This is a genomic window from Streptomyces sp. Z423-1 (assembly GCF_013009255.1).
In the GTDB taxonomy this organism is placed as follows: Bacteria; Actinomycetota; Actinomycetes; order Streptomycetales; family Streptomycetaceae; genus Streptomyces; species Streptomyces gossypiisoli.
This window is the reverse complement of the sequence record NZ_CP053109.1, coordinates 4,059,811-4,071,311: the sequence shown is the minus strand read 5'-3', so window position 1 is coordinate 4,071,311 and position 11,501 is coordinate 4,059,811. Positions and strand designations below refer to the sequence as shown.

Here is an 11,501-nt window from a genome sequence, read left to right as displayed (position 1 = left end):
TTCGTTTCCGCCCTGAGCATCGGGCTTTTCCTGTGGGCGTTCACATAACTGTGCCTAGCGAGGCATCTCGATCGCGACGGCACTCGCAGTCCTCCCCGTGAAGGCGACGCCGACCGGGCTCTCCGGCGAGATCGGGCTCGAGCTGTCCGCCGACTCCGGCCGGAGGTACGCGGCCGCGAAGAACAGCAGCCGGATCGTCTCCGAGCGGACGGGTACGTACACCCAGACCCCGATTCACCGGTCGGCGCGGGCAAGTCCGGTGACCGGCGTTCTCGATGCGTCAGTCAGGATGCGTTCAGGCAGCCGGTGGCACGGTCGGCCTCATGTCATACGAGACCTCTGAAACGTCCGACATACCCGCAGCCCCCGGTTCCGCGACCGCCGCTCGTGAACATGGTCTGCGCTGGAACAAGGTTCCCGAAGTCACGGTGTACTTCTGGGTGATCAAGGTGCTGTGCACGACGGTCGGTGAGACCGCGGCCGACATGCTGAACGAGAAGCTGGGCCTGGGCCTGACCGGTGTGTCGCTGCTGATGAGCGTGCTGCTGGCGCTGGTGCTGGTCTGGCAGTTCCGTACGACCGCCTACCGTGCGGGCGTGTACTGGCTGGCCGTGGCGCTGATCAGCGTCGTCGGCACGCTGATCAGCGACAACCTCACCGACAACCTGGGCGTGCCGCTGGAGTTGAGTACGGCGGTGTTCGCGATCGTCCTCGCGGTCGTGTTCGTCGTCTGGTACAGGCGTGAGCGGACGCTGTCCATTCACAGCATCGACACCCTGAGCCGTGAGTCCTTCTATTGGCTCGCGGTGCTGTTCACCTTCGCGCTCGGCACGGCGGCCGGTGACCTGGTTGCCGAGCGCATGTCGCTCGGTTACTGGGTGTCGGCGCTGCTGTTCGCCCTCGCGATCGCCGTGGTCGCCGTGGTGCACTTCGCGTTCGGGTTCGACGCGGTGTGGAGCTTCTGGATCGCGTACGTTCTCACCCGGCCGCTGGGCGCCTCGGTGGGCGACTACCTCTCCCAGCCGACCGCGGACGGCGGCATCGGCCTGGGCACGGTGGTCACCAGCGTGCTGTTCCTGGCGGTCATCCTCGGCCTCGTGGTGTTCCTGACGGTGACGCGGAAGGACGTCACCGAGCGGGACCGGGTCAGCCTGCCGGCAGGCTGACCACGAATCGCGCTCCGTGGGCGTGCTGTTCGTCGTAGGTGACCTCCCCGCCGGCAGAGCGTGCCAGGCGTCGCGCGAGCGGCAGCCCCAGGCCGGCTCCGCCGTGCCCGTCGGCCGGATCCGCACGGCGGCCTGGCTGGAACAGCTGCCCGGCGAACTGCGGCGGTACGCCGGGACCGTCGTCCTTCTGCGCCGCGTACACCTCGGTGGAGCATCCGGATGGGGAAACCGAGGACACGGGCCGGAGCTACCCGCAGTGAGCAGGGACAGGGGCTGGTCGAGGAGGTGCTGGAGGTCCTTTTTCGTGACCGAAGGGTCGCGGCCGGGGTCGGGGGCCATGCCGTCGAAGGACGCGACCAGGTGCGGGTCGATGTGCTCCTCGTGGGTGCCCTTGCCGTACAGGTAGTGCAGGAGCCTGAGGGTACGGCTGCCCTGCTCGTGGATCCGGGGGATCAAGCCGTCTGATCCTCCTGTCGGTTGGTGATCCTGTCGGCCGCTCGCTGGACGGCCTGTGCGGCGCGTTGCAGGTCGGCGAGGGCGGCGGCGAAGTGCGGTGCGCCGACACCGGAGTTGAGTACCTTGACGGCCTGGTTGACGTTGCTGCCGGCCCAGCCGAGCTGACGGCGCACGCCGAACAGGGCGGTCAGGATGTCCCGTTCGGTCGCGATGGCCGCGGCGGTGCGGGACTGGTCGCGGGCGGCGGCCAGGGCGGAGTGGGCCAGGAACCCGGCCACGCTCATGTCGACGTGGTCGGCGCCGGACTGGATGATGGCGAGTTCTTGTTCATTGAGGCGGACGCTGTGGGCGGGGCGCTGCTTCTTGTCGCGCGGACGTGACTTCCCCTTCCTGGCCTTGCCCTTCGCGCTGGCCTTGCCTGGCTGCGGTCCGTCCTCGGTCGCAGCCTTCCCGTCCGGCGCCCCCTGGTGCCGGACGGACCCCGCCACCCCCAGGGCGGGGTCGGGTTCGGGCGCTCCCCCTGCGGGGGAGTGTCCGGACCTCCAACTTGCTCCGCCTGGGGCAGGGGTGATCGGCAGGGAGTCCTCGTGGGTGGTGGGGTCTGGGTGGTGCGGAGAGTACATGGGGCCTTCCGTGAGGGGCGTGGTGGGGAGCGTTGGTGCTGAGGGGATCACCGAGGTGCAGCGTCGGCTTCGCCCTTGACCTGGGCCTTGAAGTCACGGACGACTCGTCCGACGTCGTCACTGGAAACGGTGTAGTCATCGACGCGCAGGGCGTCCTCCACCCGGTCGCGTCCGACGCTGCCGGTCTCCTCGTACATGCGGCGGGTGTACTTGAGGATGACCTCGTCGGAGGCGCGGGGTTTGCCGTCGTTGCGCTTCTTCCGGGCAGCCGGTTTCCGCTCGCGCCTGCCCGGAGCGCTGCCCGAGGTATTGCCCGTGAGCGGCGGGCTGTCTTCGGTGTCTGCCCGGGCGGGCAGCCCTGGCGCCGAACGGGCAGGCCGCGGGCGGGCAGCCGGAGGCACGTCGTCGTCGCCTGGGTCTGATGGGTGGGGGCGGGAAGCGTTCTGCTCTGCCCGTGGCACTGACGCCGGGCGGGCGGAGCCCTGGCGGCTCTGCCCGGATTCGCGGGCGGTGTATGAGGCCGGGGCCTGCCAGCGTGGCGGCAGTGTGAGGGAGGCGAGGCCGAGGGCCTGCTTGCGGGTGGCGAGCTTGCGCAGCAGCAGCTCGTCCTGGAACGGATCGCCGTCGACATCGGCCCGCTCCAGAGCCTGGTGCAGGCGCTCTGTCAGGCGTCGTCGCCGCCGTTTGCCGCGCTTCTTGTCAAATTCGTTTGGCCCCCTGTTTGGCCCCCCGGGCATGAAAGAGGGCCATTGAGGTTTTCTCAGCGAGATGCTCTCTGCGGGGCCGGGGCGATTGGCGGCGTTGCTGGCGAGCGGGTGTGGCACCCGGGCCGCGGACAGACATGAAGCCCCTGGTAGGACAGGTCTCTCTCACAAGATCGTCCGCTGAACCAGAGGCTTCACGTTGGTCACCTATGTTGCCACGCTCGACGTCCCGCGCCACGTCGTCGAGTTCCTCGCCAGGCTGCTGGCCGCCCACCGGCGCCGGATCGGCACCCCGAAGGGCTCTCGGGCGCTCGGCCCGTTCCGGCAGGCGGTGCTGGTGCTGCGCTGGTTCCGCGAGCGCGGCTGCGTGCACTGCCTGGCCCGCGACGCGGGCGTCTCCCAGGCCACCGGCTACCGCTACCTCCACGAAGGCATCGACGTCCTCGCCGGCCAGGCCCCCGACCTGCACGAAGTCCTGAGCCGCTGCCAGCGCGCAGGTATGACGCACCTGATCCTGGACGGCACCCTGATCGAATCGGACCGCCTCGCCGGCGTCCGGGACAACGGGAACGACCTGTGGTTCAGCCAGAAACACAAGGCGTTCGGCGGGAACATCCAGTTCCTTTCGGCCCCGGACGGCACCCCGCTGTGGGTCTCCGACGTCGAGCCCGGTTCCACCCCCGACATCACCGCAGCTCGCATCCACGTCCTGCAGGCCCTGTACAAGGCGGCGGCACAGGGCCTGCCGACCCTGGCGGACAAGGGCTACATCGGCGCGGGTATCGGCATCCTGATCTCGGTCCGCCGCCCAAAGGGCAAGTCGGAAAAGGCACTTCACGCCGACACCCGCATGTTCAACGCCCTGGTGCGGCACGTACGAGCCCTGGGCGAGCGCACCGCCGCCGAACTCAAACAGCGATGGCGCACCCTGCAGTACGTCACGCTCAGCCCCAGCCGGATCGGCGACATCGCCCGCGCCGCCCTCGTCCTCAACGGAATCTGGAAGTGATCACCGTTGAGAAAACCTCATTCGCGATCATGCGAATGGCCCTCTGACCTGCGTCGGGGTGGCGGGATTTGAACCCACGACCTCTTCGTCCCGAATGAGGTTCGGTTGCTGATCTTGCCAGCGCGGATAGTGTTTTGCCTGGTCGTGTGTCACGAACGCTGAAGGAGGCGTCGATGTAGGAGCTTCCGGAAGCGGTGCTGTGTGAGAGATGGAGGTAGGTCCTCCGGGGTCGCCCTGCAGGGGGAGGCTCCAAACCACCGCAGGCTGCGCCGGTTAAGTGCCGGTCGTGGTGAGCGCTGCGGGAAAAGGCGCGGCCTTGATTGCGTCAGGTGTGGGTCAGGAAGGCGAGCGTGAGCGAACCGCTGATGACGTGTCGTAAGAAATTCCAGTGGCGTCGAAACCAGGGCGAGACCAGGGTCCTGGGACAAGTCCGGGGGGAGCCTGCTGACTGCCCGGATGGCGTCCGGCATGTAGGCGGCGCGAGCCTGGCCCGGGCTCTTGCATGGAACGTGAGAACCTGTCGCCCCGATACGGCCGCCGGGCAGCCAGCCCGGAGGCGGGAGGGAGAACCCCAAGCGGCCAACACCGCAAGAGACCGAGTACCGACGCGGGGCACGGGGGCGGACCGTCTCGTAGTAGTGGTGAAGCCCGGTAATGCGGGTGGAGCGAAGGGGACGGGTCATCCTGGCCTGCTTGGCGGTCAACCGGCGGTGCCGGGAGGAGCCGGGTGAGCGGGCCGAAGCCGTTCGAGATCTCAAAGCATGTCGTCTGGGAGGCGTATCTCAGGGTCAAGGCGAACCGGGGAGCGGCCGGCGTCGACGGCGAGTCGATCGAGCAGTTCGAGGCGGACCTGAAGGGCAACCTCTACAAGCTGTGGAATCGCCTGTCGTCGGGCAGCTACTTCCCGCCGCCGGTACGGATGGTGGAGATCGAAAAGCCGCAGGGACGAGGGGTCAGGATCCTTGGCGTGCCGACGGTCGCGGACAGGATCGCGCAGACGGTAGTGGCCATGGTCCTGGAGCCGGAGGTGGAACCGCTGTTCCATCCCGACTCCTACGGATACCGGCCCCGCCGTAGCGCGCTGGACGCGCTCGCGGTGTGCCGGGAGAGGTGCTGGAGAACCGACTGGGTGATCGATATCGACATCCGTGGCTTCTTCGACAACCTCGATCATGACCTGGTCCTCAAGGCGGTGGTCCACCACACCGACCAGCGGTGGATCCTGCTGTATGTGGAGCGCTGGCTGAAGGCCCCGCTCCAGCAGGACGGTGGCGTGCTGGTCGCGCGGGATCGCGGGAGCCCACAGGGCTCGGCGATCTCACCCTTGTTGGCGAACCTGTTCATGCACTACGCGTTCGACGCCTGGATGGCCCGGGAGTTCCCGGCTGTCCGCTTCGAGCGGTACTGCGATGACATGGTGGTCCACTGCCGCACCGAGGCCGAGGCGCACCGGGTGCGCGAGGCGATCGGCGAGCGGCTGGCGCAGTGCGGGGGCTTGCAGCTGCATCCTGACAAGACCCGCATCGTGTACTGCAAGGACGGCAAGAGGTGTGGCTCGTACGAACACACCTCGTTCACGTTCCTGGGGTACACATTCCGGTCGCGGAAGGTCCGGACGCGGAGCGGAAGCTACTTCTTCAGCTTCAGTCCGGCCATCAGCGACGAGGCCGCCAAACGGATCCGGGCCCGGATCCGGTCCTGGCGGCTGCACCTGCGCAGTGGATCGTCCCTGGCAGACCTCGCACGGGAGATCAACCCGATCGTGCGGGGGTGGATCGGCTACTACGGGCGGTTCTACCCGTCCGAGCTGGTCAAGAGCCTCAAACGCATCAACCACTACCTGATGCGGTGGGCCATGCAGAAGTACAAGCGACTCCGGCGCCGCCGGATGAGGGCCTGGGACGGCCTCGGGAAAGCCGCACGGCTCTACCCGGGCCTCTTCGCCCACTGGAAGCTTGTCAGACCTTGATCGACTGGATGATGGGAGCCGTGTGAATCGAGAGGTTCACGCACGGTTCTGAGAAAGCCGGGAGGTGAGATCCCTCCCGGCTACTCGCCAGCGCGTCGGGCTGTCGTGGTCTCGGGTGGTCTCGAAGGGGCTCGGGGAGCGGGTTGGCTCCCAGATGGCTCCCTGCGGGGCCTCAGCCAGCGGCCCCTGAGTCCGCCCTTCCCGCTGGGCCCGCGGAACCCGACCGTTACGAACAGCTCGACCTCGGCTGAGCCGCGCGTACTGACTTAGCGTTCCGCAGCAGGTGAGAACCACGTGACGCACGACGCAAGGCCCATTCTTGCCAGCCTCTGGCCTGCCCTGCCCCAGGGCCTGCGGCATGTCCGTAACCCAGCGTTACGTCTCGTCACGCTCTAGAGTGTATGAGTCACAGAGGGTGATACTCGTGGCCGGCTGGCCGACGGACCGATCGGTGCTGCCCTGGCCGAGTCCCGCCCTACCTGGGGATAGTCCGATCTGATGCCATGGATGAAGAGCGGGTTGGGACACCATCGTTGGGGGCGATGTGGGGACATCCACGCGATGGAAGGGGCCGAACGGCGAGGGGTGGAGCTCCGCTGGGAGGCGGCTGGCTCACTGGCGAGAGGACTCGCGGAACGCGGATCAGCGGCTGGAGGAGATCGCCGCGGACCATCTGCGTGCCCTGCACGAGACGCTCCGTGCCGATCGGTCGGCTTTCGGGTTGTACGACACGGCCTGTGCGGCCGGTGAACGGCTCGCCAGGGTCCTGGGTTCGCTGGCCGCAGAGGGCGCGGAGTCGGAGAACGCGCTCGTCGCGCGTCTCGTCTCGGAGGTCGGCGGTGACGGCGGCACACTCGCCGACGCCGCGGTGCGCAGGGGGATGGCCGCGGCGGTCCGCGATGTCCGGAGCAGACATCCCGAGCTGGACAACGCCATGGGCGGGGGTGCCGCCGTCGGCGGCGGCTTCACCTGGGACATCCTGTGCGATCTCTACCAGGTGTTCTTTGCCGACATGGTGGGGGAGTTCCTCAGGTCCGTGGTCGCCGAGCACGTCAAGCTGGCGGTCCCGGTGCTCATCGCGACCGATCCGGAAGGCAGGATCGCCGACTGGGTCACGGAGAAGGTGGTGGACCTGGTGCCGAGCCCCTGCGAGGAGTCCGCCGAAGCGACGGACCTTGCACAGGCTGTGGATACCGCGCAGTCGGTGGTGGGCGCTGTGCAGGATCCGTCGGCCGCACTGCCCAAGATCGCCGAGTTGTTGGTGCCGCGGGCGGTCGGAAAGGTGCTTGGCCTGATCACCGAGGAGATCACCGGCGAAGAGGGAGCCGCGGCGTGACCGATTCCGACGACTTCCTGTGGTGGCGCGGCCCCAGGGGCGACCGACCTCCTGGCGACCGCTGGACGGAGATCGGTGAGGAAGCCTTCCAGGAAAAGGAGCGCCGCATTACCGGCCGGCACCATCTGCCCGGTCCTGTCCCCGACTGGGCCGAGGACCTGTTCCGCGTCGCCAGGGCCGCGTTCATCGCCGACAAGTACGTACGCCGGACCGGGGCGCGGGACCGGTGGACCCGCCGCATCAGCCTCGCCGTGCCCGTCACGGAACACGAGCGGTGGCAGAGCGCGGCCGTCAGTACCCACCTCACCGCACTCCTCCAGATCCTCACCGGGGACCTATGGCATGTGGACTTCCGGCCTCTCACCGGTCACTACGTCGAGGAGGCGATGGTCTGCCCCGACGAGCCGCGTGCATCGGAAGTCGCGTTGTTCTCTGGTGGACTGGATTCCCTCAGCTGGGCTGCCACCCGTTCGCGCGCCGACGACTTCCGACCGCTCTTGCTCGTGATGTTCCGCGAGATCGGCCTGCTGCGTCTCCAGCAACGGGTGTACAAGGCCGTTGAGCGACTGGACGGAGCACGGCCGGTGCTGCTGTTACCGATGAGCCAGACCCCAGCGGGTGACGGCTCGGGGGCACGGCTGGAGACCTCCTCCCGCACACGTGGTCTGCTGTACGCGGCGGGCGCGATCCGCGCCGCCACCGCGCACGGGGTGGGCACCGTCCACATCCCCGAGAACGGCCAGCTCGCCCTCAATCCGCCTCTGACACCGGCGCGCTCGGCCGCTTGCTCCACGCGTTCCGTGCACCCGCGGACGCTGGGCAGTCTGAACGCCTTGGTAACTGCCGTGAGTGACGCAGAGAGCACGGTGCAGGTGGTCAACCCCTTGGCGCAGCTGACGAAAGGCGAGGTATGCAAGGCCGGACGTGATGCGGGCCTCACCCCGTCCGGCCAGGAGTCCACCTTGAGCTGCGGCAAGCCGCCAACCCGCCGAAGCGGCGGGCCTCCCATCGCCAACTGCGGCGTCTGCTTCCCGTGCCTCGTGCGCCGCTCAGGGCTACTCCACGCTAATGGCACCGACGACACCCCGTACGAGGCATTGCCATGGGCGGACGACCTACCGCCTGACCGGGGTGCCGACTGGCGCGCACTGCAGCGGTGGCTGCTCGGTGGGTACACCCTTACGGATGTCCTCACCGATACCCCGCTGCCGCCGGGCATGGACCCGGTGGCTGCCTTCGACTTGATCAGGCGCGGGCGGAAGGAGCTGGAGCGCCTGCTTCGGATCGCGGCTGTCGCTGGGGCCACTGACGCAGCGTAGGCGGCAACGTGGAATACGAATCAACGGCGCACTGGCGAAGGTCAGTTGGGACGTATTCTTTCCTCTGGGCTGAGAACTGTGGCAGGAGTGACGGTTCCGTATCCATTCCTTGCCGTGAGCGCGGGCGGCAGCAGAGGCAACAGGGGGAGACGTCGTGGAGATTCAGATCACGGTCGATACGCAGGGCGACGACGCAGCGACACATGATCTGTACTACTGGCTCCGGCAGGATGGCGAACTCCGGCGTCACGTGGAGTTCCAACTGGCACGAGCCTCCGAAGCCTCTGGCCGCATGAGCGCGGGCGAGATCATCAACATGTTCGTCAGCAATGGAATTGCCGCTGCAAGCTTGTTGGTGAACGTCGTGGTCGCCTGGCGAGCAGCCCGCCCTTCGCAGCCGGGGGCCGTGACCTTCGAACGCGGCGGTATGACAGTGACCGTGCACGACACGTCGGGCGAAACGTTGCGCCGAGTCGCAGAGCTGTTGGCTTCCGAGCCTCACGGCGGAGACCCGGAGGCCACTGGTGCGGGACAGCAGTCGGCTCCGTCGGTTTCCGGGAATCGGTGATGGGGCTGCCCAACCCCGACAGAACCCGTGTGGTGCTGATCGGCGCGGACGAGTACCAGAACTTCCCGGCCCTGCCGGCAGTGCACAACAACCTCGTCAGGCTGGCAGAGCTGTTCACGTCCCCGCACGTCGGGGGCCTACCTGCCGGACACTGCGTGATGGTACGTAATCCTGCCGCCCGCGATGACGTGCTCGACGCCGTTTACCAGGCAGCGAGCGAGGCGACGGACACGCTGGTGGTGTACTTCGCCGGCCACGGCATGCGGTCACCTGAAGGCTCTCTCTACCTCACACTGGGGCATTCCGAGCCAGGCCGGAAGTTCTACAAGTCAGTGGCGTACAACGACCTCCGCACCGGAGTGCTGGAAAGCGCGGCGCCCAGGAAGGTCGTGATCCTCGACTGTTGCTACAGCGGTGCCGCGCTGGAGGGGTACATGGGCGGGCCGGATGAGTTCGCGGACCAAACCGCCATCGAGGGCACCTATGTCATGACCGCCTCAGCGGCGACGCAGGCCGCCATGGCTCCCGTGGGTGCGCGCTTCACCGCGTTCACCGGTGAACTCGTGAAAGCCATTTCCGAGGGCGTTCGAGACGTGTCCGGCCCGCTCGATATGAACTCCCTCTTCCGGCATGTCAGCCGTGAACTGGCATCAAAGGGCATGCCGGTACCTCTGCAACGGTCCGGTGACCAGGGGCACGCCATCGCGTTGTTCCGAAACAAGTGGAAGCAGCCTTGGGAGGAGCCCACGCTCGCGACACTGCGTGAGGAGTGGTTCCGCGCGATCCAAGAAGGGCTGCTCTGGCACGTGCGGGATGTTCCGGCGCTTGGCAAGGGCCGACTACGTACCGGCTTCGGCGAGCCCAGGCTCGTCGGCTCCGTGCTGATCGCGCGGATCGCCGTCCGGCTCGCTCGGGGTGAGAGCACGGCGAGTATCCGCGACTGGCTCGCCGCCAGTCCGTTTTTCACAGCGCCCGGCCCTGATGGCGATGAGCTCAACGAGCTCATCGCCAAGGTTCAGTTCGGGTTCGAGCACGACGGGCTGGCCACCACTGTCGTGGTCCTCGACGGCCTGGGATTGCTCCCCTGGAGCCCGGAGAGCACGGACATGCTCCTCATCGAGTACTGGGCTGCCCAACGAGGTCGTACGGTGCCTCGTACGCGTGTGGAGCGCGAACTCAGGGAGTTGTGGGACAGCACCGACTCTCGCGTCCACGCGGCACTCTCGGCGCTGCCGTCCTCTCCGCTGGAGGCATACCCCGACCTGTGGGAGAGGCTGAAGGGCGAGCCTGACTTCCGAGTCGGTAACGCCGGCGCCATGGCGCTCGGCCGCCTTGGCGGCGAACGCGCCTGGGATCGGTGGATGTCCACCCGCCCCTGGAGCATCCTCAAGGCTCGCCACCTGGTGAGCCTCGGCGGAGATCTCGCCCGCTGCCAGGCCGCGCAGCGTGCTCTGGGCCGTCTCCTCGATCAAGCACCTTCCGGCGATGAGTTCCGCGGTGTTCTCGAGCGTGCCGCAGAAATCATCCGGGAGCAGTTGGAGCACATCGCCTTGGCCGTGGAAGGCATGAGTGCCATCGAGTACGAGCTGCTACGCGAGCGCAGCCAGGACGAACACTTCCAGGACGGCTGTCTCGTCACCTTCCAGCAGCATCTGCTGGAGCGGGACCAGTCCTTCACCCCTTTCCCCGAGCACGCGGCAGCGCACGGCACTTGGGGCCCACTTCCATGGTGGTCGATCGCCCTTCACGACGAACGCGAACAACGAGCGGCGCAGGAACTGCTCGCCCGCGGCGGTATGCAGCTGGCCATCACCGCCAAGAGCCGCGACGCTGACGAGCTTGTCATCACCTGCCAGGAGCCCGGGCCCGGACCGTCGCGCATCACAGCCCGCCTCCGCTTTCATCTCCGCGACGCCGTGCACGCCTGCGAGCTGCTCCTTCTTGCCCGTCGGCAGAAGGTGACGGTGGACTTCCTCTCGGCACAAATCGACGAGTGGGACGATCGCGAGGTCAACCTCATCGGCACGTTGCCCATCGACCTGGGCGGCGATCTCGGAGCCACCCTTGCCGACATCGCGACCCACGCGCTGCGCCGACTCATGCCGGGCGCGTCGGGCCCAAACTTTCACCTGGAAGGTGTCCCGTCGCTCGAAAGGCTCTTGAAGTCATCTCGACTCCCCCAGGTCTGCCGCCATCCGAGGTAGCGACGAGCCTGGGCGACCCTACGGGTCCCGGTCCGCACCGGCCGGCTTGCCGTCGAAAGGTAGCCAAGGAATCCTTCTGGCTGGAATGTCCAGGTCGGTCCGCGGTATGCCGCAAAAGACCCGCGTGATCGCGATGGCTCCGCGAGG

The 11,501-nt window shown here is 67.6% G+C and carries 10 protein-coding genes and 2 pseudogenes; 7 read left to right on the top strand and 5 right to left on the bottom strand.

Features of this window, described 5'->3' with window-relative positions; translation table 11 throughout:
- Nucleotides 1–54 precede the first annotated feature (54 nt).
- Nucleotides 55–222 carry a hypothetical protein gene (locus HJD23_RS18140; protein ID WP_171109599.1) on the bottom strand — a complete coding sequence of 56 codons (168 nt, stop codon included), beginning with the start codon at nt 220–222 and terminating at the stop codon, nt 55–57.
- A gap of 101 nt (nt 223–323) precedes the next feature.
- On the opposite strand from HJD23_RS18140, the gene HJD23_RS18135 reads away from it, so the two are divergent.
- A complete protein-coding gene (locus tag HJD23_RS18135; RefSeq protein WP_171109600.1) occupies nt 324–1,166 on the top strand; it encodes a hypothetical protein in 843 nt (280 codons plus the stop codon).
- Here the strand turns inward: HJD23_RS18135 and HJD23_RS18130 are convergent.
- From HJD23_RS18130 to HJD23_RS18120, 4 genes and pseudogenes are all read right to left on the bottom strand, one after another.
- Nucleotides 1,147–1,350 (bottom strand): annotated as a pseudogene (locus HJD23_RS18130) (sensor histidine kinase); the annotation flags it as partial. The gene HJD23_RS18135 and the pseudogene HJD23_RS18130 sit on opposite strands and share 20 nt — an antisense overlap.
- 68 nt (nt 1,351–1,418) lie before the next feature.
- Nucleotides 1,419–1,622, bottom strand: a pseudogene (locus HJD23_RS43850) (mobilization protein); the annotation flags it as partial.
- On the bottom strand, nt 1,619–2,110 hold the full coding sequence (locus HJD23_RS18125) for a mobilization protein (protein WP_171109601.1): 492 nt from the start codon (nt 2,108–2,110) through the stop codon (nt 1,619–1,621). The pseudogene HJD23_RS43850 and the gene HJD23_RS18125, both read right to left, overlap by 4 nt.
- A gap of 182 nt (nt 2,111–2,292) precedes the next feature.
- Nucleotides 2,293–3,069, bottom strand: a complete 777-nt coding sequence (locus HJD23_RS18120; RefSeq protein ID WP_232108384.1) for a hypothetical protein — start codon at nt 3,067–3,069, stop codon at nt 2,293–2,295.
- Between the two features lie 79 nt (nt 3,070–3,148).
- On the opposite strand from HJD23_RS18120, the gene HJD23_RS18115 reads away from it, so the two are divergent.
- From HJD23_RS18115 to HJD23_RS18090, 6 genes are all read left to right on the top strand, one after another.
- On the top strand, nt 3,149–3,958 hold the full coding sequence (locus tag HJD23_RS18115; RefSeq protein ID WP_171109602.1) for a transposase family protein: 810 nt from the start codon (nt 3,149–3,151) through the stop codon (nt 3,956–3,958).
- A gap of 727 nt (nt 3,959–4,685) precedes the next feature.
- Complete coding sequence (ltrA, locus tag HJD23_RS18110) at nt 4,686–5,927, top strand: group II intron reverse transcriptase/maturase (RefSeq protein WP_171109603.1); 1,242 nt, start codon at nt 4,686–4,688, stop codon at nt 5,925–5,927.
- A 721-nt stretch (nt 5,928–6,648) separates the two neighbouring features.
- Complete coding sequence (locus HJD23_RS18105) at nt 6,649–7,263, top strand: hypothetical protein (protein WP_171109604.1); 615 nt, start codon at nt 6,649–6,651, stop codon at nt 7,261–7,263.
- A complete protein-coding gene (locus HJD23_RS18100; protein ID WP_171109605.1) occupies nt 7,260–8,582 on the top strand; it encodes a 7-cyano-7-deazaguanine synthase in 1,323 nt (440 codons plus the stop codon). Before HJD23_RS18105 ends, HJD23_RS18100 begins: the two co-directional genes overlap by 4 nt.
- 154 nt (nt 8,583–8,736) lie before the next feature.
- A complete protein-coding gene (locus HJD23_RS18095; RefSeq protein ID WP_171109606.1) occupies nt 8,737–9,150 on the top strand; it encodes a hypothetical protein in 414 nt (137 codons plus the stop codon).
- A complete protein-coding gene (locus HJD23_RS18090) occupies nt 9,150–11,354 on the top strand; it encodes a caspase family protein (protein ID WP_171109607.1) in 2,205 nt (734 codons plus the stop codon). Before HJD23_RS18095 ends, HJD23_RS18090 begins: the two co-directional genes overlap by 1 nt.
- Nucleotides 11,355–11,501 lie beyond the last annotated feature (147 nt).

Coding starts and splice junctions, on each gene's coding strand:
- HJD23_RS18135 (WP_171109600.1), top strand. CDS start 324: ATGTCATACGAGACCTCTGAAACGTCCGACATACCCGCAGCCCCCGGT.
- HJD23_RS18090 (WP_171109607.1), top strand. CDS start 9,150: ATGGGGCTGCCCAACCCCGACAGAACCCGTGTGGTGCTGATCGGCGCG.